25 protein-coding genes are annotated in these 22,547 nt (G+C 61.4%); 9 read left to right on the top strand and 16 right to left on the bottom strand.

Annotation, left to right across the window (positions count from 1 at the left end; translation table 11 throughout):
• Positions 1 to 15: 15 nt before the first annotated feature.
• The 6 genes from CFBP6623_RS22775 to CFBP6623_RS22750 all read left to right on the top strand — a co-directional run bounded on the left by CFBP6623_RS22775 (position 16) and on the right by CFBP6623_RS22750 (position 7,367).
• Positions 16 to 1,191 (top strand): isochorismate synthase, encoded by a 1,176-nt coding sequence (locus tag CFBP6623_RS22775; RefSeq protein ID WP_046800932.1) that lies wholly within the window; start codon positions 16 to 18, stop codon positions 1,189 to 1,191.
• Between the two features lie 29 nt (positions 1,192 to 1,220).
• Complete coding sequence (locus tag CFBP6623_RS22770) at positions 1,221 to 2,846, top strand: (2,3-dihydroxybenzoyl)adenylate synthase (protein WP_046800933.1); 1,626 nt, start codon at positions 1,221 to 1,223, stop codon at positions 2,844 to 2,846.
• A 95-nt stretch (positions 2,847 to 2,941) separates the two neighbouring features.
• Complete coding sequence (locus CFBP6623_RS22765; protein ID WP_062654457.1) at positions 2,942 to 3,811, top strand: isochorismatase; 870 nt, start codon at positions 2,942 to 2,944, stop codon at positions 3,809 to 3,811.
• Between the two features lie 13 nt (positions 3,812 to 3,824).
• Complete coding sequence (gene dhbA / locus CFBP6623_RS22760; RefSeq protein WP_046800935.1) at positions 3,825 to 4,580, top strand: 2,3-dihydro-2,3-dihydroxybenzoate dehydrogenase; 756 nt, start codon at positions 3,825 to 3,827, stop codon at positions 4,578 to 4,580.
• Between the two features lie 26 nt (positions 4,581 to 4,606).
• Positions 4,607 to 5,323: a 4'-phosphopantetheinyl transferase family protein gene (locus tag CFBP6623_RS22755; RefSeq protein ID WP_046800936.1), complete on the top strand. Its 717-nt coding sequence runs from the start codon at positions 4,607 to 4,609 to the stop codon at positions 5,321 to 5,323.
• A 130-nt stretch (positions 5,324 to 5,453) separates the two neighbouring features.
• Positions 5,454 to 7,367 carry a PhoX family protein gene (locus tag CFBP6623_RS22750; protein ID WP_046800937.1) on the top strand — a complete coding sequence of 638 codons (1,914 nt, stop codon included), beginning with the start codon at positions 5,454 to 5,456 and terminating at the stop codon, positions 7,365 to 7,367.
• A 105-nt stretch (positions 7,368 to 7,472) separates the two neighbouring features.
• Here CFBP6623_RS22750 and CFBP6623_RS22745 read toward each other — a convergent pair whose 3' ends face one another.
• The 14 genes from CFBP6623_RS22745 to ubiT all read right to left on the bottom strand — a co-directional run bounded on the left by CFBP6623_RS22745 (position 7,473) and on the right by ubiT (position 18,971).
• Positions 7,473 to 8,168, bottom strand: coding sequence for a cytochrome c3 family protein (locus tag CFBP6623_RS22745; RefSeq protein WP_269747854.1), 696 nt, complete (start codon positions 8,166 to 8,168; stop codon positions 7,473 to 7,475).
• A gap of 2 nt (positions 8,169 to 8,170) precedes the next feature.
• Positions 8,171 to 8,662 (bottom strand): nitrate reductase cytochrome c-type subunit, encoded by a 492-nt coding sequence (locus CFBP6623_RS22740; RefSeq protein ID WP_046800938.1) that lies wholly within the window; start codon positions 8,660 to 8,662, stop codon positions 8,171 to 8,173.
• The gene (napA, locus tag CFBP6623_RS22735; protein ID WP_046800939.1) at positions 8,632 to 11,136 is read right to left on the bottom strand and encodes a periplasmic nitrate reductase subunit alpha; all 2,505 of its coding nucleotides are present in this window, start codon (positions 11,134 to 11,136) and stop codon (positions 8,632 to 8,634) included. The genes CFBP6623_RS22740 and napA overlap by 31 nt, the downstream gene beginning before the upstream one ends.
• A complete protein-coding gene (locus CFBP6623_RS22730; protein ID WP_052819247.1) occupies positions 11,111 to 11,398 on the bottom strand; it encodes a chaperone NapD in 288 nt (95 codons plus the stop codon). Before CFBP6623_RS22730 ends, napA begins: the two co-directional genes overlap by 26 nt.
• Positions 11,391 to 11,891, bottom strand: a complete 501-nt coding sequence (locus CFBP6623_RS22725) for a ferredoxin-type protein NapF (RefSeq protein ID WP_046800941.1) — start codon at positions 11,889 to 11,891, stop codon at positions 11,391 to 11,393. Before CFBP6623_RS22725 ends, CFBP6623_RS22730 begins: the two co-directional genes overlap by 8 nt.
• Positions 11,892 to 11,898: 7 nt before the next feature.
• Positions 11,899 to 12,084, bottom strand: a complete 186-nt coding sequence (gene napE / locus CFBP6623_RS22720) for a periplasmic nitrate reductase, NapE protein (RefSeq protein WP_046800942.1) — start codon at positions 12,082 to 12,084, stop codon at positions 11,899 to 11,901.
• 198 nt (positions 12,085 to 12,282) lie between these two features.
• Positions 12,283 to 13,470, bottom strand: coding sequence for an NnrS family protein (locus CFBP6623_RS22715; protein ID WP_046800943.1), 1,188 nt, complete (start codon positions 13,468 to 13,470; stop codon positions 12,283 to 12,285).
• Positions 13,467 to 14,219: an ATP-binding cassette domain-containing protein gene (locus CFBP6623_RS22710; RefSeq protein WP_046800944.1), complete on the bottom strand. Its 753-nt coding sequence runs from the start codon at positions 14,217 to 14,219 to the stop codon at positions 13,467 to 13,469. The genes CFBP6623_RS22715 and CFBP6623_RS22710 overlap by 4 nt, the downstream gene beginning before the upstream one ends.
• Positions 14,216 to 15,025, bottom strand: a complete 810-nt coding sequence (locus tag CFBP6623_RS22705; RefSeq protein ID WP_046800945.1) for an ABC transporter permease — start codon at positions 15,023 to 15,025, stop codon at positions 14,216 to 14,218. The genes CFBP6623_RS22710 and CFBP6623_RS22705 overlap by 4 nt, the downstream gene beginning before the upstream one ends.
• 5 nt (positions 15,026 to 15,030) lie before the next feature.
• Complete coding sequence (locus CFBP6623_RS22700; RefSeq protein WP_046800946.1) at positions 15,031 to 16,014, bottom strand: ABC transporter substrate-binding protein; 984 nt, start codon at positions 16,012 to 16,014, stop codon at positions 15,031 to 15,033.
• Positions 16,015 to 16,163: 149 nt separating this feature from the next.
• The gene (locus tag CFBP6623_RS22695; RefSeq protein WP_046800947.1) at positions 16,164 to 16,547 is read right to left on the bottom strand and encodes a hypothetical protein; all 384 of its coding nucleotides are present in this window, start codon (positions 16,545 to 16,547) and stop codon (positions 16,164 to 16,166) included.
• Positions 16,544 to 17,482, bottom strand: a complete 939-nt coding sequence (ubiV, locus tag CFBP6623_RS22690; protein ID WP_046801107.1) for a ubiquinone anaerobic biosynthesis protein UbiV — start codon at positions 17,480 to 17,482, stop codon at positions 16,544 to 16,546. The genes CFBP6623_RS22695 and ubiV overlap by 4 nt, the downstream gene beginning before the upstream one ends.
• A 5-nt stretch (positions 17,483 to 17,487) precedes the next feature.
• Entirely contained in the window at positions 17,488 to 18,465 is a 978-nt protein-coding gene (ubiU, locus tag CFBP6623_RS22685) for a ubiquinone anaerobic biosynthesis protein UbiU (protein WP_046800948.1), read from the bottom strand.
• Complete coding sequence (ubiT, locus tag CFBP6623_RS22680) at positions 18,456 to 18,971, bottom strand: ubiquinone anaerobic biosynthesis accessory factor UbiT (protein WP_046800949.1); 516 nt, start codon at positions 18,969 to 18,971, stop codon at positions 18,456 to 18,458. Before ubiT ends, ubiU begins: the two co-directional genes overlap by 10 nt.
• Before the next feature lie 149 nt (positions 18,972 to 19,120).
• On the opposite strand from ubiT, the gene CFBP6623_RS22675 reads away from it, so the two are divergent.
• From CFBP6623_RS22675 to CFBP6623_RS22665, 3 genes are read left to right on the top strand one after another with little or no spacing between them, the layout of a single operon-like run.
• Positions 19,121 to 19,471 carry a DUF488 domain-containing protein gene (locus tag CFBP6623_RS22675; protein WP_046800950.1) on the top strand — a complete coding sequence of 117 codons (351 nt, stop codon included), beginning with the start codon at positions 19,121 to 19,123 and terminating at the stop codon, positions 19,469 to 19,471.
• 56 nt (positions 19,472 to 19,527) lie between these two features.
• Positions 19,528 to 21,054: a UbiD family decarboxylase gene (locus CFBP6623_RS22670; RefSeq protein WP_046801108.1), complete on the top strand. Its 1,527-nt coding sequence runs from the start codon at positions 19,528 to 19,530 to the stop codon at positions 21,052 to 21,054.
• Entirely contained in the window at positions 21,051 to 21,641 is a 591-nt protein-coding gene (locus CFBP6623_RS22665) for a UbiX family flavin prenyltransferase (protein WP_046800951.1), read from the top strand. The genes CFBP6623_RS22670 and CFBP6623_RS22665 overlap by 4 nt, the downstream gene beginning before the upstream one ends.
• Positions 21,642 to 21,645: 4 nt before the next feature.
• Here the strand turns inward: CFBP6623_RS22665 and CFBP6623_RS22660 are convergent, their stop codons facing one another.
• Both CFBP6623_RS22660 and CFBP6623_RS22655 read right to left on the bottom strand, forming a co-directional pair.
• Positions 21,646 to 22,323 (bottom strand): NnrU family protein, encoded by a 678-nt coding sequence (locus CFBP6623_RS22660; protein WP_046800952.1) that lies wholly within the window; start codon positions 22,321 to 22,323, stop codon positions 21,646 to 21,648.
• Positions 22,324 to 22,335: 12 nt separating this feature from the next.
• A complete protein-coding gene (locus CFBP6623_RS22655; RefSeq protein ID WP_167379189.1) occupies positions 22,336 to 22,491 on the bottom strand; it encodes a hypothetical protein in 156 nt (51 codons plus the stop codon).
• Positions 22,492 to 22,547 lie beyond the last annotated feature (56 nt).

Genomic DNA, 22,547 nt, shown 5'->3' with positions numbered 1-22,547 from the left:
AACAGGAGGCATCCCATGAAAACGGGAGCACTCAGGACGAATGACGTCGAATCCGACGAAATTACTGATTTTAATAGAGAATTTTTATTCACCTCCGGCACGGGGCAATTGCGGGCCGAAGGGATTCGCGAAAGGATAACCCTTCCAGCCCGCGGTGGCGAAGACATGGAAAGCCCTTTGCAGCAGGCGATTAAAGGCGCTTTTGAACGGGCACGCCGGGCCGGACAGGACAATCCGATCGCCATCGGCGCAATCCCCTTCGATGTCAGCGAACCATCATGCCTTTACATCCCCAACAACTATGAGTGGAGTCCGCGCGACGCGGTTCCGGTTGCCACTGATTCGGCCATGCCGGCGCTTGTCGGCCAGAACAGCCTGCCGGACGAGGCTGGTTTCAAACATGCCGTCGAGCATGCCATTCTCAATTTCCGCCATTCCGAAGTGCGCAAGGCGGTGCTTTCCGTCATGCGTGAACTGACCTTCGCCTCCGAGGTCAATGTCGAGAGATTGCTGGCCAGCCTCGCCAAGCAGAATCGCGAGGGTTACCAGTTCCGTATTCCGCTTCCGGATGGCGGCGACCTGATCGGCGTCAGCCCGGAACTGCTTATCCGCAAGCAGGGTGAGAAGATCATCTCGAACCCCTTGGCCGGATCGGCAAAACGCATGACCGACCCGGTGGCGGACAAGGCCAATGCGGACCGGCTTTCGGCATCGGAAAAAGACCATTATGAGCATAGCCTGGTGATCGAGGATATCCGCTCGCTGCTTTCGCCATGCTGCGCGGAACTCGACGTTCCGGAAAAACCCTCCCTCATCAATACGGCCGCGCTCTGGCATCTTTCGACGCGCATCGAAGGCCGCCTCGCCGATCCCGAGACCAACGCGCTGCAACTGGCGTGCCTGCTGCACCCGACACCGGCCGTTTGCGGTTTCCCGACCGAGCGCGCCCATCGCCTCATCCGTTTCGTCGAACCCTTCGAGCGTGGCCTGTTCACCGGCATGGTGGGCTGGACGGATGCCCAAGGTAACGGCGAATGGGTAGTGACAATCCGCTGCGGCACCGTGCAGCGCCAGACCGTGCGGCTTTTCGCCGGCGCCGGCATCGTGGAGGCCTCGGAACCCGAATCCGAATGGGCCGAGGTGCAGACCAAGCTCAAAACCATGCTGAATGCCTGCGGTCTCTCCGCCTGAGCACGACCGAACTTTCCCGGGGACAAACCATGACAATCGAATTTTCACGCTGGCCCGACGATCTGGCGCGCCGATACCGCGAGCGCGGCTATTGGATCGACAGGCCATTGAGCCGCATCCTCGCCGAACAGGTGCAACACCGGCCGGATGCAACGGCGCTGATCTGCGGTGATCGCCGCTTCACCTATGCCGAACTCGACCGGCAATCCTCCAATCTCGCAGGCCATCTTGCGGCCGCAGGCATCGGCAAGGGCGATACCGCGCTGGTGCAATTGCCTAATATCGCCGAGTTTTATCTCGTCTTTTTTGCATTGATCAAAATCGGCGTTGCACCCGTCAACGCGCTCTTCAGCCACCGTCGGCTGGAAATGACCTCCTATGCAGAACAGATCGCGCCAAAACTGGTGATTGCCTCTCGCAGCCATGAGCTTTTTGCCAATGACGCGTTCCTGGACGGGCTTAAGGCTTCCTCTCCACAGCTTTCCCTGACCCTGTTGCTGGGCGCGACGGAACCGCAGCGCAGCCTTGAACGGATGCTTGCCGCGCCTGCGGAAAATCCGCCCGCCTACGCCCCTTCGGCGGCGGACGAGGTGGCTCTGTTCCAGCTCTCCGGCGGCAGCACCGGAACGCCAAAATTGATCCCCCGGACGCATAACGACTATGATTACAGCGCACGGGCCAGCGCGGAGATTTGCGAACTCTCGCCGCAGACCCGTTTTCTTTGCGCCATTCCGGTGGCGCATAATTACCCGATGAGTTCACCCGGTGCGCTCGGTGTCTTTCACGCCGGCGGCACTGTGGTCATGGCCGCCAATCCGGAGCCGCTCGCCTGCTTCGATCTCATCGAAAAACACGGCATCGACATGGTGCCGCTGGTACCGCCGGCCGTGGCGTTGTGGTTGCAGGCAGCCCCCGCACATCGCCAAAGGCTGAAATCCCTCAAGCTCCTCCAGGTTGGCGGCGCAAGCTTCGCCGAAGCTCTTGCCCGCCAGGTGCCGGAAGTGCTCGGTTGCGCGCTGCAACAGGTCTTCGGCATGGCGGAAGGTCTGGTGAACTACACCCGCTTCGGTGACCCCGACCATATCGTGTTTACCACGCAAGGGAGGCCAATCAGCCCGGACGACGAAATCCGCATCGTCGATGAGGATGGCAATGATGTGCCCGAGGGCGAGGCCGGCATGCTGGCGACCCGTGGCCCCTATACGTTCCGGGGCTATTATCGCGCGCCCGAACACAGTGCCCGTGTCTTCGACAAGGATGGCTTCTATTATTCCGGCGATGTCGTGCAGCGCACGCCCGAAGGCTATCTGCGGGTCGTCGGCCGGGTGAAGGACCAGATCAACCGCGGCGGCGAAAAGGTCGCTTCGGAGGAGGTGGAAAACCTGATCCTGCGGCATCCTGATGTGACGCATGCCGCACTGGTGGCGATGCAGGACGAACTTCTCGGTGAGAAAAGCTGCGTCTTCGTCGTCTCCCGCAATCCCGCGCTGAAAGCGCCGGCCATCCGCCAGCATCTCGCCGGTCTCGGCGTCGCGGATTACAAGTTGCCGGACCGGGTGCGTTTCATCGACGCGATGCCGCTCACCGCCGTCGGCAAGATCGACAAGAAGCGCCTGCGCGATTTGTTGACAACCCCCGTCGCCATCAGCGCCTGACAGGCAACGCCAATCGAAGGGACGCTCTAAAGGGCGTCCCAAACTCCAAAGATTACGCGCCGCCCGAGCCGGCGCAGCACAAAACCGAGGTCATCATGACAATCCCCACCATTTCCGACTATCCGATGCCGGTTGCCGCCAGCTTTCCGGCCAACAAGACAAAATGGCAGCCCGACGCCAAGCGCGCCGTGCTGCTCATTCACGACATGCAGCGTTATTTCCTTCGGTTCTACGAGGCCGACGGCAAGCTGATGACGACCCTCATCGACAATCTCGCCAAGGTAAAGGCATGGGCGGTGCAGAACGGCGTGCCGGTCATCTATACCGCCCAGCCGCACAACCAGCCGCCGGGCGACCGGGCGCTGCTGAACGACATGTGGGGACCGGGTCTCACCGTCGTTGATCCGGAATTGCAGAAGGTGGTGGACAAGCTGGCGCCAACGCCTGACGACGTGGTGCTGACCAAGTGGCGCTACAGCGCCTTCCAGCGTTCCGATCTTGCCGAACGCATGAAAGGCTGGGGCCGCGACCAGATCATCGTCGGCGGTGTTTACGCCCATATCGGCTGCATGATGACGGCGGTGGAAGCCTTCATGAAGGATATTCAACCCTTCATGATCGGTGACGGCGTCGCCGATTTTTCCGAAGCCGAACACCGCATGGCGCTGCAATATGTGGCGACGCGTTGCGGCGTGGTGATCGACACCGCAAGCCTGACCGGTACCGAGCAGGCCACCGGCACCCGCGAATGGCTGAAAGCCCGCGTCCTGCAGATGGTTGAGGATGAAAGTGACATCGACCCCGACGAGAACCTCATCTTCTACGGGCTGGATTCGCTGCAGGTCATGAAGCTTGCCGGCGAGTTGAAGGAACGCGGCGTCACCGTCGGTTTCGATGAGCTAGCGCGTGTACCCACACTTTCCGCCTGGTGGGCACTGATCGAAGAAAAGCGGCTCGCAGCCTGAGCGGACGGACAAGATGACGCAACAGAGATTTACCGGGCGGCGTGTGCTGGTGACAGGCACGGCCCAGGGCATTGGCCACCGCATCGCCGAACGTTTCATCGAGGAAGGGGCCGAAGTCATCGGCCTCGACCTTCTGGCCGGCACAACGGAAGCACCCTTCCGCCAGATAGCGCTCGATATCACCGACGCTGCGGCGGTGGAGAGAGTATGCAAGGCAATTGAAAGCGAATGGGGCGGCCTTGATATCCTCGTCAACGCCGCAGGCATTTTGCGTCTTGGCGACAGCGAAAGCCTGACGCCGGAAGACTGGAAAGCCTGCATGGATGTCAATGCCGCGGGGCCGTTCTATCTGCTGCGACAATGGAGCGGCGTCTTCAAACGGCAGCGGCGTGGCGCGATCGTCAACGTCGGCTCCAACGCCGCCGTGGTGCCGCGCATCGGCATGATGGCTTATTGCGCCTCCAAGGCGGCGCTGGTCAGCCTCAGCCATTGCGCCGCCCTTGAGCTTGCGCCCTATGGCGTGCGCTGCAACGTTGTCTCGCCCGGCTCCACCGATACGCCGATGCTGGCCGGTATGTTGAGCGATCCCACAGGCAAGGAACGGCTCGTCGCCGGCCTGCCGGAGCAGTTCAAGCTCGGCATTCCGCTTGGCAAGATTGCAAGACCGGATGATATAGCCGACACGGTGCTGTTTCTCGCCTCCGATCAGGCTGGCCACGTGACGATGCAGCAGATCGTGGTCGACGGCGGCGCAACGCTCGCAGCCTGATCCGGCCGGCCGAACGAGGGACAGATATGGCGATCGTGCCGGCATTGCATCGCGAGACTGTTTCCGGCGACCCACCGGAAGCCGTCTGGCCATGGCCGGATGACAGCAGCGATTGCCATTGCCTCACCCTTCGTTACAGCCCCCACCACGAAACCGGTGCCAACATCACCCCTGCCCTGCCCGCGCAGCTGCTACGGGCAGTGCCGAAACGCAAGGCGGAGTTTTTGGCGGGACGCAAATGTGCGGCGGAAGCCATACGCCGCCTTACCGGCCACGCATTCTTTCCCGGAATGGGAGAGGACCGAGCGCCGATCTGGCCCGAAGGCGTAGTCGGCGCGATTTCTCATAGCAGTGATCGGGCAATCGCCCTTGCCGGCTCCGGCAGCAGGTTTCTCGGCATCGGCATCGATATCGAGAAACGCCTGACCGAAGAGGAAGCCCGCGACATCGCTTCGCAGGCCTTGACGGCGCATGAGCTTCACAGCCTCGGCAACATTGTCGACCCGTTCATGACCGGGCTTATTTTTTCGGCCAAGGAGAGCCTGTTCAAGGCGCTTTATCCGACGGTAAAGCGGCTTTTCTTTTTCGAGGCGGCCGAATTATCCGCTTACGATGCGGATGGCTCAGGGTCGCTTCGCCTGACCGCCGACCTGAGCGGCGATTGGCTTGAGGGAACGGAGATTTCCTTCCGCTTTGGCCATTTCGAAGGCCTCCTGCTCACCCGTATCCTCCTCCCGCAATGAGGGAAAAAGCACAGATTCTGTTCTCATAAACTCATATTTAAAGCCGCTCCTCCCGTCATCCGTGTGAAATACTCAAACGGTACGCAGCTTGTTGGAATGATTCCAAACATGCAAACGGTGGAGACACGACATGACCGACATCGATACGAGCAAGCTGTCCTGGGACGAATGGGACGAACTGCAAAACCCGCCGCCGGCCGAAACCGATTTCGACCGCGTGGTCGAAACCGCGATTTCCCGCCGCGGTTTCCTCGGCGGTGTGCTGGCCTTCGGCTCGGCCGCAGCTGCCATGGGCACGCTCGGCAACCTGATGGCAAGCACTTCGGCCGAAGCGCAGGAAGCAGCCGCCGGCCGCTTCCCCTTCAAGCCGGTGGCCGCCGCAACCGACCACACCATCCATGTGCCGGAAGGTTATAGCTGGAAGCCGGTTGCCAAATGGGGTCAGCCGCTGTTCTCCAACGTTCCCGATCTCGACCCCGCCAAGGGCGTGAGCGTTGAGAATTCCGACAAGGTCTTCGGTGAAAACACCGACGGCATGGAACTCTTCATGGTGGGCGCTCATCAGCTGATCGCCGTCAACCATGAATACGTAAACCCGGAAATCAACCTGCCGCACACTGACAAGGGCAACCCGAAGACGGCCGACGACGTGAAGATCCTGCAGAACATGCAGGGCGTCACCGTCATGGAAGTCGCGGAAGGCAACGAAGGCTGGGAAATCGTTCTCGACAGCCCGTTCAACCGCCGTATCCATCACAACACGCCGATGAAGCTTTCCGGCCCGGCCGCAGGCTCCGATCTCGTCAAGACCGCCGCCGACCCTGATGGTATCAACTGTCTCGGGACCTTCAACAATTGCGGCGCCGGCCGCACGCCCTGGGGCACCTACCTCACCTGCGAGGAAAACTTCAACGGCTATTTCGGCACCGCAGATGCCGCCTTCAAGCTGCCGGATGATTACAAGCGTTACGGCATCGTCGCCGAGACGCGTTATGCCTATGAGAAGTTCGACGCACGTTTCGACGTCGCCAAGAACCCGAACGAGCCGCGCCGCGCCGGCTACGTGGTTGAGATCGATCCTTCGGACGCCTCCTCCACCCCGATCAAGCGCACTGCGCTTGGCCGCATCAAGCACGAAAACGCCGCCGTGGTGATTGCCCGCGACGGCCGCGTCGTCGTTTACATGGGTGACGACGAGCGTGGCGAATTCCTCTACAAATTCGTCTCCAACGGCATTTACGTGCCGGGCGGCGACACCTCGAAGCTGCTCGACGAAGGCACGCTTTACGTCGCCAAGTTCGCCGATGACGGCGCCGGCGAATGGCTGGCGCTGACGCCTGAGACCACCGGCATGAAGATCGATGAAATCTGCGTCTTCACCCGTCAGGCCGCTTCCAAGGTGGGCGCAACGACGATGGATCGCCCGGAATGGGTCGCCATCAACCCGGTCGCCATCGAAGCCTATTGCGCGCTGACCAACAACAGCCGCCGCGGCGAAATGAAGGACGGCAAGCTGCGCGCCAATGCTGGCGGCGACGCCATGGCGATCAACGCCGCCAACCCGCGCGAAAAGAACGAATACGGCCAGATCGTGCGCTGGTATCCGGAAAATGACGACCATGCCGACGGCAAGTTCAAGTGGGACCTGTTCTGCATGGCCGGCAACCCTTCCGTTCACAAGGACGCATTTGCGGGTTCTTCGAACATCAACGAAGGCAACATGTTCAACTCGCCCGACGGCATGATGTTCGATAGTACCGGCCTGCTCTGGATCCAGACCGACGGCGAGGACAGCAATGAAGGCAACTTCGCCGGCCAGGGCAACAACCAGATGCTGGCGGGCGACCCGGCCACCGGCCGTATCGAGCGCTTCCTGACAGCACCGAAGGGTTCCGAAGTCACCGGCCAGACATGGTCCGGCGACAAGCGCACCCACTTCGTCGGCATCCAGCACCCCGACGCGCCCTTCCCGGACGGCGAAGGCAAGTTGCCGCGCTCGGCCGTCATCGCCATCAAGCGTGACGACAACGCGCAGATCGGCTGACGCAGAGGCACAAGAGAACCGGATCGCGGCAAAACGACGATCCGGTTCCATCATTGAAAACGCCGTGCGCCCAAAGGACACACGGCGTTTATTCCATCAAGAAAATCAGAAAACGTTCCGGTGCACATCGCTCATGGCGCGGCGCAGGTCATCGACTGCGGACGCCGTCTGTCCCGGTTCATCGTTGAGCGCTGGCGGCATTTTCCAGCCGGGATCGATGCCTTCCATATTCGGCAATTCATGGGCGATACCCTTGTGGCAATCGATGCAGGTGGCCTTGCCCGTCAGCAGATATTTGGAATGAATGTCTGCGGCACGCTGCGTCTGCTTGGTAAAGTCCATGGCGGCGGAGGAATGACAGTTGCGGCATTCGAGGCTGTCATTGGCCTTCAGGCGCGACCATTCGTGCTGGGCAAGCTCCAGCCGCTTGTCGAGGAACTTCTTGCGCGTATCGATGGTGCCGAAAATCTTGCCCCAGACCTCCTTGGAAGCCTGCATCTTTCGGGCGATCTTGTCCGTCCACTCATGCGGCACATGGCAATCCGGGCAAGAAGCGCGCACGCCGGAGCGGTTGGAGAAATGCACCGTCCGCGTCAGTTCCTCATAAACATTCGCGCGCATCTCGTGGCAGGAAATGCAGAAGGCTTCCTTGTTGGTCATTTCGAGAGCGGTGTTGAAAGCGCCCCAGAACATCACCCCGCCGACGAAGCCGCCAAGCGTGAGAAAGGCAAGGCTGAGCGTGCCGGCCGGGGTGGTCAGAACCGCCCATAACCAGGCGAGAAGTTTTTTCACACGGGCGATCATCATTCGCTACCCGCCGGTTTGACGCCCATCTCGCTCATGTCCTGAAAGGTGTTGGGCACGAGCGGCCGCGTATCGGCCTGCGGCACATGGCAGGCGGTGCAGAAATAACGGCGCGGTGAAACATCCGCCAGCATCTGGCCTTCCCGCGTCATGTAATGGGTGACGCTGATCATCGGCGCGCCGGAATCCTGCGTGAATTCGCGCTTGTGACAGGACAGACAGCGATTGGCGTTGACCGAGAGCTGGTAGCCGTCGATCGAATGCGGAATGACCGGCGGCTGTTCGGGATAGGCGCGCATGCGCCTGAAATCGTCGATCACCCATTTCGGCAGGGGTTTGGCGGGTTCGGTGCGCATGGCATCGCCGCGCGGGCCGGACAATTCCGGCACCATCTGCGCAACGGCCCCCGTCGCCAGCACCACGACCAGAAGAGTGGCGGCGATCCATCCGTGTTTCCTGATCATGCGACTGGCTCTATCTTGACTGCGCATTTCTTGAAATCCGTCTGCTTGGAGATGGGATCGGTTGCGTCGAGCGTGACCTTGTTGATGAGCTGGCTGGCGTCGAACCAGGGAACGAAGATGACGCCGGGCGGCATGCGGTTGCGGCCGCGCGTTTCCACCCGCGAACGGATTTCCCCGCGACGCGAGACGATGCGGATTTCAGCGCCCTGATTGAGCCCTCGCTTGCGCGCATCGGCGGCATTCATGAAACAACGGGCGCCAGGAAAGGCCTTGTAGAGTTCCGGCACACGCATGGTCATGGAGCCGGAATGCCAATGCTCCAGCACGCGGCCCGTCACCAGCCAGGTATCGAATTCTTCATCCGGGGATTCCGCCGGCGGCTCGTAAGGCACGGCGATGATGACCGCCTTGCCATCCTTGTTGCCATAGAATTTCACGCCTTCGCCCGGCTTGACGTAGGGGTCGTAACCCTCGCGGTAACGCCACAGCGTTTCCTTGCCGTCCACCACCGGCCAGCGCATGCCGCGCACCTCGTGATAGGCATCGTAAGGCGCCAGATCGTGGCCGTGACCACGCCCGAAGGCGGCATATTCCTCGAACAGACCCTTTTGCAGGTAGAAGCCAAAATCCGTGGATTCCTGGTTCTTATAATCCGTATTGATTTCGCTCAGCGGGAATTTGCCGACATCGCAATCCTTGTAGAGAACCTCAAACAGCGTCTTGCCGCGATAGTCCGGATTGGCGTCTAGCAGTTCCACCGGCCACACCTCGTCGGTGGTGAAGCGCTTGGAGAATTCCACCAGCTGCCAGAGGTCGGAACGCGCCTCACCCGACGCCTCGACAAGCTGGTGCCAGACATGGGTGCGCCGCTCGGCATTGCCGTAGGCCCCTTCCTTCTCCACCCACATGGCGGCGGGCAGAATAAGGTCGGCGCTCATGGCGGTGATGGTCGGATAGGCATCCGAGACCACGATGAAGTTTTCGGGATTGCGATAACCGAGATAGGTCTCGTTCTTGGTGTTGGGGCCGGCCTGAACGTTGTTGTTGACCTGCACCCAGTAGAAATTCAGCTTGCCGTCATGCAGCATGCGATCCTGCTGCACGGCGTGGTAGCCCGGCTTTTCCGGGATGACGCCGTGCGGGATGCGCCAGATTTCTTCGGCATGTTTGCGGTGTTCCGGGTTGGTCACAGTCATGTCGGCTGGCAGGCGGTGGGCGAAGGTTCCCACCTCACGCGCCGTACCGCAGGCCGATGGCTGGCCGGTGAGCGAGAACGGGCTGTTGCCCGGTTCGGAGATCTTTCCGGTCAGAAGATGGATGTTGTAGACCATCTGGTTGGCCCAGACGCCGCGAACATGCTGGTTGAACCCCATGGTCCACAGCGACATGACCTTGCGTTTCGGGTCGGCGTAAAGCTCGGCCAATTCTTCCAGGAAACCAGCTTCCACCCCGGTCATGGCGGCGGTCTTTTCCAGCGTGTATTCGGAGACGAATTCCTTGAAGGTCTCGAAATCGATCGCTTCCGTCTTGGTCGGATCGGCGGAATTGGCGGCATTCACCTCAACCGGATTGTCGGGCCGCAGGCCATACCCGATATCGGTGACGCCGCGCACGAATTTCGTGTGGTTCCTCACGAAGTCTTCGTTGACGCGGCCGGTCTTGATAATGTGGTTGGCGATATAATTGAGGATGACGAGGTCCGTACCTGGCTTGAAGATGATCGGAACATCGGCCAGATCCATGCTGCGATGGGTAAAGGTCGAAAGCACCGCCACCTTCACGTGGTCAAAGCCGAGCCGCCGGTCGGCGATGCGCGTCCACAGGATCGGATGCATCTCCGCCATGTTCGAACCCCAGAGCACGAAAGCATCGGCATGTTCGAAATCATCGTAACAACCCATCGGCTCGTCCATGCCGAAGGTGCGCATGAAGGCGTAAGCAGCCGACGCCATGCAGTGGCGGGCATTAGGATCAAGATTGTTGGAACGGAAACCGGCGCGCATCAGCTTGGTCGCGGCGTAGCCCTCAAAGATCGTCCACTGGCCCGAGCCGAACATGCCGACGGCGGTCGGCCCCTTTTCTTTCAGCACCCGCTTGCACTGCGCGGCCATCACATCGAAGGCCTCGTCCCAGCTCACCGGCTCGAACTCGCCATCCTTGGCGTAGACGCCGTTTCTCTTGCGCAGAAGCGGGGTCTGCAGGCGGTCCTTGCCGTACATGATCTTGGACAGGAAATAGCCCTTGATGCAGTTGAGGCCGCGATTGACCTCCGCCTGCATGTCACCATGGGTGGCGACAACCTTGCCTTCCTTGACGCCAACCATGACGCCGCAGCCCGTGCCGCAGAAACGACAGGGCGCCTTGGACCATTTGATCTGCAATGCGGAAACACCGCCCGGCACCGGCTGGGCGGCGGCCGGCAGCGCAATGCCCGCCGTTGCCGCCGCAATGCCGGCGGCATGGGCCTTCAATAGATCACGCCGCGTCAGTTCGCTGCTCATCGCCGCCTGTCTCCTCTGTGTCGACGTGTTCGAAAACCATGTTGGCGGCAATCACACCGTCGAGTGTCGAAATATAAGTGAGCGTATCGCCCAGCATGCCGGTGCTCGTGCCGTCTATGACGATGACGATCTTGCCATTGCCCTCGCCATGAACCTCGACATTGTCGAGCGTCAAAAGCGTTGCGAACACGGCGTCCCGCATCTGCGGCATCACCGCCACGACAGCGCTTGAGACATGATACCGGCCTGTATTTTCAGGCATATTGCATCTCCGTGGCTGTTTCCTTGATCTTGATCACACCCGTCGGACAGACGGACACGCAGGCCCCGCAGCCGGTGCAGGCATCCTCAACAAGCTCGGGCACGAAGGGGCCGCCGCGGCGGGGACGAAACCGAATGGCTTCGGTCGGGCACGCATCGCGACAGGCCTGGCAATCAACATTGCCGAAGGCGAGGCACGCATCGCCAATTGCCATGACATGATCGAAGCGCTGCGCCGCAGGGGCGGTAAAAACCGGTTCGGGACAGGCTTTTGCGCATTTGCCGCAAAAGGTGCATTCCCCGGCCGAGAAATCGACCGAAGGTAAGCCACCCGACATGGTGATGATGCCGGTGGGACAGGCTTCAACACATTTTGCGCAACCGCTGCAGGCGGCGAGGTCGCTCAACGCGACCCCGGGGGGACAGATACGTGTTTCCCGTTTTTGTCCGCCGCGCAGAAAGTCACGCCGGCTGAGAGAGACTTCCATCGTCATTTCACCCTCAATGACCGGGTGGTCCCGGCGGCCCGTAAATGATCTGGAACATCCAGACGATGAAGCCATAGGCTCCGACAAATCCGACCGCCAGCACAGGCCAGATCCCAAAGGCCAGGACGGCGAAGGTAATAAGCTCCCTCGTCCGGCTCGGCTTTCCATCTGCATGTAGAGGCGCGACTATTTTGGGCATATTCGCGTTTCCCTGTTCTGTTCGAGTTATCATCGGCCAAAAGGCGGAAATATTCAACCACTTGATTTTATTGATTATTTATTAGAAATAACATTCATCAATAGGGTCGACCTAAGTCACTGATTTCATATTGCGCTTTTGCCGAAAAAATAATCAGGAGATACGAAAGCGTCGAAGGTGAGAGAAACAGGTTGCGCCTCAGCCACAAGCTCCCGCTGCATCAACACCGGGCGCGCACATGAAGGGCAGGAAGCCCTGAAGCCAGACGCCGAAACTTGTCGCCCACAGGATAGCACTGAGGCCGTGATGATAGGGTGACAGGAATGCTGCGAAATCGAATTCCGGCATTATGCGGATCAGCCCGGCCGCCACCATCAAGGCGGCGGCCACATGCGCCTGCCACGGCAGATATGTCAGGTTGCGTCCGGTATGTCGTAGCCCGGCGATGATGAACACCGCCATGATGGCGCAGCCAAGCGCGCCCACCGACAACAGGTGCAGGCCAGCGGCGGGCGTGACGGAAAAACCGAGCCGCACCGCCCCGAGCGCCAGAAAACCCGCACCGGCAAAGGCATTGCCGAGACCGAGCAGCAGAACCTCGGTCTTGAAGGCGGCACGCCCGATGAACCATTCGGCCAGCCGGTCAAAAAACGCCGCACCGGCCGCAAGCGCCAGCCAGGCGCAGACATCGCTTTCCGGAAAGAAGAGTTTCGCCACCATGTATAGCGTCACCATGGCGCCCGCCATGTGCTGGCGGCCGGGATGTGGCCGGTAAGGCGTGGTCTCGCCGCTCGGATCAAGCGCCAGATTGATGACGACCACATTGATGCGCGCAGCCGACAGCGAAAACAGCACGGTGAAGATGCACAGCGCCGCCTCCAGACAGCGGGCTGCAAGTTCCAGATCACCGGTCCACCAGGCGTAGCGCACGCCCGTCTCCATTACCGCAAACAGAATGAGCCAGACGAGGAACGCCAGATGTTTCGTCGTTCGCCGCACCAGCATCGCCTTGCCGATGAGGACGGAGAGCGCGAGCAGAAAGGCCAGATCGAAAAAACCTGCGAGCAGGCTCCACGCATCGGCCCCCACAAAACCGATGAGCCGGCCCGGCAGCCACAGGCCGGCGAGACAAAGCAGCGTGCGCCCCGATGCCGCTTTCGTATCGGTCCATTCAGGGACTGCCGAACCGAGAAAACCGGCGAGCGCCATGCCATAGGTGCCGAAAATCATTTCATGGGCATGCCACTGCGAGGGCGGAACGGCATCGGCGAAAGGCAGGGCGTAGCCGCCGATGGCGACCCACAAGAACGGCCAGACCGCGCCATGCAGGGCGGCCAAAGGGAAAAACAGCCGCAGGGCTTCGGAGAGGATCGGCGGTTGTCTCATCGCATCCGCTCCTTTGCCGAAAACAATTCAGCGAAAGCCGGGCTTTCGGACAGAAATTCCACCTCGTCGAAAACCGCGCGCGCCATGCGCCGCCCCGGCGAACCGGCCGGAGTGTGTACGGCAATGACATCGCCATCGACACCAGAGAGCACGATCAGCCTGTCGGCCACCAACATCGCTTCATGAAGATCGTGGGTGACGAGAAGCGTGGAGAAACCACGCCTGCGCGCGGCGGCGACCAGAAGCTCCTGCAAATGCCGGCGCAGGCCAACATCCACGGCGCTGAAGGGTTCGTCCAGAAACAGCATATCCGGCTCCACGGCGAGCGCCCGCGCCACCCCGGCACGCTGGCGCATGCCGCCGGAAAGCTCGACCGGATATTTTTGAAAATCCGTCTCCTCCAGACCGACTTCCAGGGCAAACTGCCCAGCGGCCTCCCGCCGTTGCCGTTTCGGCATGCCCGCCGCAGCGAGACCATAAGCGATATTGTCGATCAACGTCATCCAAGGCAGCAACCGCGGCTCCTGAAACACCAGACCCTGCCGGCGGTAATTGCGCCGCACACGACCGCGAACCGGATCGATGATACCCGCCGCGATCTGCAAAATCGTCGTCTTGCCGCTGCCGGAGGGGCCGAGCAACGCCACGGTTTCCCCCGGAGCGATGCGGAGATCGAAATTCTCGAACAGGCTGCGGCCGAGAAAGGCGTGACCGACCTGTTCGAAACTCAAGGCGAAATGGTCGCTCATCGTTTCACACCCCATGGCAGTCCGGCGGCACGCCAACGTTCCAGCGCTTCGCGCAGCAGATGCAGCAGGCCGTAATCGGTGATGAGCGCCAGCACGACGGTGATGGTGAGCCAGGCGCTCACCTGCGCGATATCGAACAGCGCCCGTGCGGTGGCCAGTTCACCGCCGATGCCGCCGGAATTCGACAGAAGCTCGGCCATGACGGTCACTTTCCAGGCGCTTCCGGCCGTGGTTGTCCAGGCCGGGAAAAGATAGGAAAGCACATGCGGCATGGTGACAGTGCGCAGACGGTAAAACCACGGAGCGCCAAAGGCCTGCGCCATCACCTCCAGCTGACGGTCCCGCTTGGCCACACCCTCCAGCGCACCTGCGAAGGAAACGGGAGCCGAGGCGATGACAACGGTCATGATGGCCGTGCCGCCGGATGAGCCGAACCAGATGAGCGCCAGCACGATCCAGCCGATGGGCGGCACGCCGAGCAGAACAGTGACAACGGGCTTCATCAGCCGCATGGCGGCAAATGAGTAGCCCGCCGCCACACCCGCCACCGTGCCGATGCCGGCGGCGATGGCAAAACCGGTCAATGCCCTGACGGCACTCTGCGACAGGATGGTGAAGAAATCCGGCCGCGCCGCCAGACCCCCGATTGCCGCGAAAGTCTCACCCGGCGAGGGCAGGATGAAGGAGCCGTAAATCTCATGCCCGGCCTGCCAGGCGGCGAGAAAACAGAAAATGCCGGAAAGCCCGGCCCAGCCCGCCCAGAGATAGCGACCGGTCCAGCCAAGACTTTCAAGAATGCGGTTCATGCCTGCTACACCAGATAAAAGCCGTCATCCGGTCGCCGGCCGCCGATGATTGCCGGGTCGGCCTTGGCGAGTTCATCGTAGAATGCCTCGAGATCGGCACGCGCAGCGCTCGCCTTCAGGGCGCACAGATGACTTGTCGGAAAGGAGGCGGCGATAATTTCCGCCGGGAAACCGAGGGTATCGGCGGCAGCAGCAGCAGCCGTTTGCGGGTCAGCGGCGGCACTGGCGAGCGCGGCTTCCATGCCCGCCTGCAAGGCCTCTATACCCGCCTTGCCAAACTTTTGCTGAACCTGCGACGTTAGGGCAAGGCCAGCCTGCGGAATTTCAGCCTTGCCGGCCACCTTCGCCCATTCCCGCTGAATATCGATGGTGCGATGGACGGTCATGAAAAACGACTTCGCCTTGATGAGCACGGCGGTCGCAGCCGGCTCACTCAGCAGGGCGGCATCCACCCGGCCCGTCAGCAGCAATTGCACGGCTTCCGGCGGCGAAGCGGCATATTCCAGCTTGATGTCGTCGGGCTTCAGGCCGTTTTCGGCAACAAGGCGGCGCAGCACGAAATCGGGCATGTCGTTCTTGAACGGCAAAGCGAGGGTCTTGCCGGAAAGGCTTTGCAGGGAGTTCAATGTCTCGTCTTTCGAAACGATATAGAGCAGGCCGGTGGTCAGCACGTTCATCAGCCCAAGACCAAGCCCGCGATTGTGGAGATTGGCGGCCCCGTAACTCGGCATCACCACCGCCCCCATGGAGCCTGAGGCGACGGCGGCGCGCATTTCATCCGGCGTTTTCCAGGCTTTGAATATGGCCCCAGGCGCGACATCCTTTAGAAACCCGCCCTTTACTGCATGAGCCAGCACGGCGGAGGGCGCGGCCGGAGGGCCATAAAAGGTGAGCGGCGCTTCCGCCTTCGCAACATGCGGTGCGGCAAGTGTCGCAACCGCGAGCCCAGAAAAGGCTGAAAGAGCCTGACGACGGGTGAGATGGGCCATGGTCCTGATCCTTTCGCGCCGGAAGCGCCCAGATACGCGTGACGCCCGCTCAGACCTGTCTTCCGGTCCCGGCGCGTCACCAACCCGGAAATGACATTTTGCAAGCGCCCGCTCTTTGCGCAGGATCAAGCAGGGCCGAAAACAGGGATTTATTCACCCTTCTTGAGTGAGAGCGCGTCGCGCAGAATTCGCGATCCCTCCTGAGCGGCGGCGGCGATGTCGAGAAACATCAGGCTCGCCGTCTCGACGACGCCTTCATCCACCGTGTCGTCTTCGGCGAAATCGCAGAGCATCTCGGTCAGAAGCGTGATCTTGCGCCGCTCCTCGCGGGCGGCGGTCAGAAGCTTGACGATATTGCGCTGGCGCTCAAAATCCTCAAGCTCGCGCAGCGCCTCATGCACATTGTCTCGGCAGCCGCAATCGAGCGCGCTTTCCAAAACGATGTTGCGTACCAGATGGATCGCAGCGGCGATATCCGCCCCGCCCGGCGCTGCCGCAGACAGTGATGGTGGCTCTTGCCCGTCCGTCGTCATGCATTTACCCCATGCGCCGTGTTGCGAGCACGGGCGATCCAGGCCGCCCCTTCCTGCCCGTGGTGAAAACCATTGGAAAAAGGCACGTCCGGATAGATTTCCCCGAGACGTGCAAGGCCATCTTCCGCAGCCTGCCTGCCGGCCAGAACATCGCCATGGATTTGCGCCACGGCCACCATGTCGCAATCCTGCGGCGACAGCCGGAAGCGGGAAATACCGGCAGCGGCCAGATCCTGCAATTCGCCAAGCAGCGACTGGCAGGTGTGCGACACCGTCTGTACGCCGTTCAGCGCCAGAAACGACTGCCGGTCAAGCGTGCGTACCGGCAATCCATCCGGGTCGTCACCGCAGACGAACTGGCAATTATCCTTGATATTGCCCTTGGCGCGGGCATGGGCGCAGCGCGCCGAAATGGCGAGCGGCAGGCGGCCGAAGGCGAAGACTTCGAAGTCCACATCCGGCGTCTCCGCCACGATGCGCTCCACCGAGGTCATCGGCAGTTCCGGCGGCAGGCATATGGCGCTCGCGCCGCGAGATGACAGCAACCGCGCGGTTGCGGCATTATAGACATTCACCGTCGGCCCGACGACATGCGGCGTGTCGTGCAACATGCCGAGCGCGGAAAGATCGTTCGCCTCGACGGGATAAGGGCTGTCGGCGATCAGGCCGCGCAGCTGGCGGCTTTCCCGCTCCAGCGTCACCAGCGAAAGTGTCGAGAGGATCACCTGTTTTCCGGCACCCTCCAGCCGCTCTATCACTTCGGCCAGATGCGGCTCGGTGAAATGAAACCGTTTGGAGCAGACGGTTTCACCGAGATAGACATGGCTGACGGGCGCTTCATCGGCGATACGGAAATAGAAATCGCGCCATTTCTCGCCCTGCCAGAGATAAAGGACCGGGCCGAGCGCCAATGTGGCTTTTGCGTTTTTTGCCATCGCCATCATCTCCAGCGTTTCTCATAAGCACCGACAGTGGTGCGCTGGCCTTCGCTTAAGAGCCGCAGGCGCGACAGCAGCCGTCCCCGTTCTTCGGCGCTGGCGGCCAGCGCCCGGTGCAGGGTGGAAACCACTTCCGCCACATAGGCCTTGCCGCGCTGGCGGCCTTCGATCTTCAGCGCGCTGACCCCCGCTTCGCGCAAGGCATCGATCTGGTCCATCACATCAAGCGAGACCGGATCCTCGAAGGCATAGGACCTGTCATCGGCAATCTCGAAACGGCCCTTGCATAGCGTGGGGTAACCCGCCGCTTCCCCGGCGGGAAAGCGGTTGATGGTGTAATCGCCGAGTTCCGACACCAGCTCCCGCCCATCCTGCCGGTAACGCACATGGCTTGCCGGCGAGCAGACGCCGTTCATGTTGGGTGATTTGCCTGTCGCATAGGAGGACAGTGAGCAGCGCCCCTCCGCCATGACGCAGAGCCCGCCGAACACGAAGATTTCGATTTCACAGCGGATTTGCCGCGCCAGCCGGGCGATGTCGGGAATGGTCAGCGTGCGCGGCAACACCACACGTTTCGCGCCGAAGGCATCAACGAGGAAATTTACCGCATCGGCATTGGAGGCGGAGGCCTGTACTGAGACGTGGATGCGCTGCTGCGGATGGTTTTCCGCCACATGCGCCATCAGGCCGAAATCGGCAAGGATAAGCGCATCCGCCCCCGCCTTCACGGCATCGGCCGCGCCGCGATACCAGATATCCTCACTGCCGGCACGCATGAAGGTGTTAAGCGCCACGAAGGTCTGGACGCCGCGCTTCTTCGCATAAGCGATGGCCTCGGCAAGCTCTTCGCGGGAAAAATTGAGGCCGGGAAAATTGCGGGCATTGGTTTCATCGCGAAAGCCGCAATAGACGGCGTCTGCCCCGGCATCCACGGCCTCGCGGAAGGCGGCGGGCGTTCCGGCAGGACAGATCAGTTCCATGCCTCACCTCCCCGTGTTTCGGATAGAACATGGCCGCGCAGGCGGTTCGCAAGCCCCGTTACCACCGGCGCGAAAGGCCCGGCAAATGCACCGAGGTCACGCGGCAGATCGATGCCGCTATCGTCAAGCGCATTGCGCAGCGCCAGCATCGCCTCCATGTCGCCCGTCACGCTCAGGTCACGCGAAAAGAACAGCGCATCGGCATCCTGCCGCCCCTCCATCAGCGCAAGCAGCATGAAAAGCGGCCCTTCGACCGCCGCATCCACCCTCGGCAGACGGCCCTTGCGGCTGACGGTGATGGCGGGATAAGCCGGTTCGACCATGAAGGCGAAGGGCAGATCGACGGGCAGAAAAGCATAGCGTTTGCCGCTATGCTCACCGAGCCGTGCAAACAGATCAGGGTGCCGTTTCATGATCTGCGCCAGCATCGCCGCCGTCGCTCGCTGCACCACGGCAAGGGGCAGAAAATTCATGGGGCGGGCGATGGCGGCGGGCAAAGGTCTCATGGATGGTCCTGTCAGGTCAGTTGTGGGCAGAAACCTAACCGCAGCGCGCCAGCACAGGTTTGAGCGAACGCAAAGACAGAGAGATTTTCGGGTGCGGCGTCACAAAAGCCGCTATAAATCATTCACTTGCGAAGCGAAGGAGGCCGCCAATGTCCGATGTAAGGATCAAACGGATTTACGATGCCGCCAGCGATGATGACGGCGCACGCATTCTGGTGGATCGGCTGTGGCCACGTGGCATGCGCAAGGAAACCGCACAACTTTCCCTGTGGATGAAGGAAATCGCTCCCAGCAACGAATTGCGCAAGAATTTCTCGCACATGCCGTCGCGCTTTGCGGAATTCACCCAACACTATCATGAGGAGCTGGCGGCCAATCCCGATGCCGTGGCGCGCATGAAGGAGCTGATGGCGAATGGCCGCGTCACACTGCTTTATGCCGCCCATGATACCGAACACAACCACGCCCTCGTTCTCGCCGACTATCTTCGTTCGCACTGAAGCCGCATTTGCGGCAGCGCAAGGACATGCCGCACTACCGCCTGCAAACAGACGGCATGAGAGACGAACCGACAGACACAAAGACAGAGGTGAAGCCCACCCGCGCAGCCGATCTGCGCGGTTTCGTCCGGCTGCTGGAAGAACGCGGGCAACTGCGGCGAATCCGCCAGCCGGTCTCGCTGGTGCACGAAATCACCGAAATCCACCGCCGCGTGCTCGCCGATGGTGGGCCGGCGTTGCTGTTCGAGCAACCCGTCGACCATGAGGGCAAGGTGCGGGACATGCCGCTGCTTGCCAATCTCTTCGGCACGCGGCAGCGGATCGAATGGGGTCTGGGGCTGGAAGCGGGCGGCCTGCCCGCGCTTGGACAAAAGCTCGCCGAATTGCGCGAGCCGCGCCCGCCCAAATCCATGGCCGAGGCATGGGGTAAGCTGCCCCTGCTGCGAGCAGCCCTTTCCATGCGGCCACGCAACGTCTCGCGCGCGCCGGTGCAGGAAAAGGTACTGACAGGTGATGCCATCGATCTTGCCCGCCTGCCGGTGCAATGGTGCTGGCCGGGCGAGCCGGCCCCGCTCATCACCTGGCCGCTGGTCATCACCCGTTCGCCTGATGACCCCGACGATATCAATGTCGGCATCTATCGCATGCAGGTGCTTGCGCCCGACAGGGTGATCATGCGCTGGTTGGCGCATCGCGGCGGCGCGCATCACCACCGCCAGTGGCAGGCGCGCGGGCTGGATATGCCCGTCACCGTCGCCATCGGCGCTGATCCCGCCACTATTCTTTCCGCCGTCATGCCGCTTCCCGAACATATCAGCGAGCTTGGTTTTTCCGGCCTGCTGCGCGGCTCGAAAAGCCGCATCGCCAGAGCCTTGACCGTGCCGATGCCGGTACCCGCCAATGCCGAGATCGTGCTGGAAGGCACCGTCTCAGCAACGGAAACGGCGCTCGAAGGGCCCTATGGCGATCATACCGGCTATTATAATTCGGTCGAATCCTTTCCGGTCATGACGCTGTCGGCCATCACCATGCGCCGCGACCCGATCTATCTTTCCACCTATACCGGCCGGCCGCCGGATGAGCCCTCGGTTCTCGGCGAAGCCATGCTCGAGATTTTCCTGCCGCTCGTGAAAAAGCAGTTTGCGGAAATCGTGGAGCTGTGGATGCCGCCGGAGGCCTGTTCCTACCGCGTCATGGTCGCCTCCATCGACAAGCGTTATCCCGGCCAGGCAAAGCGGGTGATGATGGGCTTGTGGTCGATGTTACCGCAGTTCAGCTATGTGAAGCTCATCATTCTGGTCGATCCCGATATTGATGTGCGCAACTGGGCGGATGTCATCTGGGCGCTCTCCACCCGTTTCGATGCCTCGCGCGATACAACGATCATCGATGATACGCCGATCGATTATCTCGACTTCGCCTCACCGAAAGCCGGCCTTGGCGGCAAGATGGGGCTGGACGCCACCCGCAAGCTTTCGCCGGAGACGGAGCGCGAATGGGGCCGTGTGCTCTCCATGACGCCAGACGTCGTCGCCAAGGTGGATCTGATGTGGCGTGACCTCGGCCTTGGAGAATGGCCATGACCCCTTGCCGCGTTGTGGTCGGCGTCACCGGCGCATCGGGTGCCGGCATTGCGCTGCGCATCGTCGAACGACTCGCGGCGATAAAAAGTGTCGAAATCCATCTCGTCCTGTCGCAATCTGCCAGACGCACCGTGCTGCATGAGGAAGGTGCGGAAGCCATGGGACGGATGTTTTCGCTCGCCAGCGTCAATCATGCTGTCGATGATATCGGCGCGGCGATTGCCAGCGGCTCTTTCCCAACGGCCGGCATGATCGTCGCCCCCTGCTCCATGCGTACCCTTGCGGCCATCGCAACCGGGCTTTCGGACAATCTCCTTACCCGCGCCGCCGATGTGCATCTGAAGGAACGGCGGAAACTCGTGCTGATGACGCGCGAGACGCCGCTGCATCTCATCCATCTGCGCAACATGTGCACGGTCACGGAGGCTGGCGCGATCGTCATGCCGCCGGTGCCGGCCTTTTACAACAGGCCGCAAAGCGTCGACGATATTGTCGACCAACTCGCCGCCCGCGCCATCGATCAGCTCGGCATCGCTTCCGCGCCGCAGGCACCGATATGGCAACCGCATATGGTGAAGGCGCCCTAAGCGATCAGAGATATGCCATGGGGTCCGCGCCGAAGAGCATGACATGGCCGCCGGCCAGCAGCCACCAGACCGTCAACCCTGTCAGCGCCGCGGCAAGCAACATCGGCCCATCCACGGCGATGCGGTTTTTGCCGGAAAGGATCGCCGCGAAGGGAACCGTAGCGCTTCCGGCAGCCACCACGTTCCACGCATTCCCCAGTCTTTTCCGCGCGCGTTTTTCCGTCATCGCCATCCCACCAAGCGAAAACAGCGCAAAGCCGCCGAACAGGATGACGGAACGCAGGTCGCCATTCGGCACGACATGGCCGAGCGACCAGAACAGGAAACCGACGAGCACCGGATGGCGGGTGATGCGCACGATCGCACCGGGCTCTTGCCCCTGCCGCACGGAAATGGAGAGCGGATTGACGCTGAGGAGGCCGGCCAGCACGAAAAACAGGCCAATCGGCGCTGCCACAAAGGTGACATGCGCCTGCCAGGGCACGACATCCCAGAGCGGAATATAATCGACCGACAGCGCGGCATAAAATACCCAGCCCAACGTCAGAAGCGAGACGACGGAATAAGCCCCGAAATAAGCGGGCCTGCCGATGGCCGCGATCAGCCGGCCGCGCACGGCAGGTATGGCGGGAATGGAATGCAGCGCCACGAAAAGCGAAAGAGCGGCGACAAGTTCAAGCATGCGACTGTCTTCTCACTGGTTCAGGAACAGCACCGACGCAATGGCCACGGAGGCAAGCACGGCGGAAACCGCGCCCATGCGCTGCACCACTCCCATACGGTACAACAGCACCGCAAAGCCAATGATAACAGGGGTTGCGACAATCAGCCCGACCTGTGCGTCGTTCATGGGAAGCTCCATTTTCCAGAGTTGCGCTTTGTCATGACAATAGGGCTTTGTGCGCT

This window comes from Agrobacterium tumefaciens, from assembly GCF_005221385.1.
Taxonomy (GTDB): domain Bacteria; phylum Pseudomonadota; class Alphaproteobacteria; order Rhizobiales; family Rhizobiaceae; genus Agrobacterium; species Agrobacterium tomkonis.
Note: the sequence above shows the minus strand (reverse complement) of the source record. Positions and strands in the feature narration are given on the sequence as shown.

Bases quoted from the DNA above. Each gene is read 5' to 3' on its own strand.
- CFBP6623_RS22765 (WP_062654457.1), top strand. From the start codon at position 2,942: ATGACAATCCCCACCATTTCCGACTATCCGATGCCGGTTGCCGCCAGC.
- CFBP6623_RS22715 (WP_046800943.1), bottom strand. From the start codon at position 13,470: ATGAGACAACCGCCGATCCTCTCCGAAGCCCTGCGGCTGTTTTTCCCT.
- CFBP6623_RS22655 (WP_167379189.1), bottom strand. From the start codon at position 22,491: ATGAACGACGCACAGGTCGGGCTGATTGTCGCAACCCCTGTTATCATT.
- CFBP6623_RS22695 (WP_046800947.1), bottom strand. From the start codon at position 16,547: ATGACGACGGACGGGCAAGAGCCACCATCACTGTCTGCGGCAGCGCCG.
- CFBP6623_RS22710 (WP_046800944.1), bottom strand. From the start codon at position 14,219: ATGAGCGACCATTTCGCCTTGAGTTTCGAACAGGTCGGTCACGCCTTT.
- CFBP6623_RS22665 (WP_046800951.1), top strand. From the start codon at position 21,051: ATGACCCCTTGCCGCGTTGTGGTCGGCGTCACCGGCGCATCGGGTGCC.
- CFBP6623_RS22770 (WP_046800933.1), top strand. From the start codon at position 1,221: ATGACAATCGAATTTTCACGCTGGCCCGACGATCTGGCGCGCCGATAC.
- CFBP6623_RS22730 (WP_052819247.1), bottom strand. From the start codon at position 11,398: ATGCCTGAAAATACAGGCCGGTATCATGTCTCAAGCGCTGTCGTGGCG.
- CFBP6623_RS22660 (WP_046800952.1), bottom strand. From the start codon at position 22,323: ATGCTTGAACTTGTCGCCGCTCTTTCGCTTTTCGTGGCGCTGCATTCC.
- CFBP6623_RS22755 (WP_046800936.1), top strand. From the start codon at position 4,607: ATGGCGATCGTGCCGGCATTGCATCGCGAGACTGTTTCCGGCGACCCA.
- CFBP6623_RS22750 (WP_046800937.1), top strand. From the start codon at position 5,454: ATGACCGACATCGATACGAGCAAGCTGTCCTGGGACGAATGGGACGAA.
- ubiT (WP_046800949.1), bottom strand. From the start codon at position 18,971: ATGAGACCTTTGCCCGCCGCCATCGCCCGCCCCATGAATTTTCTGCCC.
- CFBP6623_RS22740 (WP_046800938.1), bottom strand. From the start codon at position 8,662: ATGCGCAGTCAAGATAGAGCCAGTCGCATGATCAGGAAACACGGATGG.
- dhbA (WP_046800935.1), top strand. From the start codon at position 3,825: ATGACGCAACAGAGATTTACCGGGCGGCGTGTGCTGGTGACAGGCACG.
- CFBP6623_RS22670 (WP_046801108.1), top strand. From the start codon at position 19,528: ATGAGAGACGAACCGACAGACACAAAGACAGAGGTGAAGCCCACCCGC.
- ubiU (WP_046800948.1), bottom strand. From the start codon at position 18,465: ATGGAACTGATCTGTCCTGCCGGAACGCCCGCCGCCTTCCGCGAGGCC.
- CFBP6623_RS22700 (WP_046800946.1), bottom strand. From the start codon at position 16,014: ATGGCCCATCTCACCCGTCGTCAGGCTCTTTCAGCCTTTTCTGGGCTC.
- napA (WP_046800939.1), bottom strand. From the start codon at position 11,136: ATGAGCAGCGAACTGACGCGGCGTGATCTATTGAAGGCCCATGCCGCC.
- CFBP6623_RS22705 (WP_046800945.1), bottom strand. From the start codon at position 15,025: ATGAACCGCATTCTTGAAAGTCTTGGCTGGACCGGTCGCTATCTCTGG.
- CFBP6623_RS22675 (WP_046800950.1), top strand. From the start codon at position 19,121: ATGTCCGATGTAAGGATCAAACGGATTTACGATGCCGCCAGCGATGAT.
- ubiV (WP_046801107.1), bottom strand. From the start codon at position 17,482: ATGGCAAAAAACGCAAAAGCCACATTGGCGCTCGGCCCGGTCCTTTAT.
- napE (WP_046800942.1), bottom strand. From the start codon at position 12,084: ATGCCCAAAATAGTCGCGCCTCTACATGCAGATGGAAAGCCGAGCCGG.
- CFBP6623_RS22725 (WP_046800941.1), bottom strand. From the start codon at position 11,891: ATGACGATGGAAGTCTCTCTCAGCCGGCGTGACTTTCTGCGCGGCGGA.
- CFBP6623_RS22775 (WP_046800932.1), top strand. From the start codon at position 16: ATGAAAACGGGAGCACTCAGGACGAATGACGTCGAATCCGACGAAATT.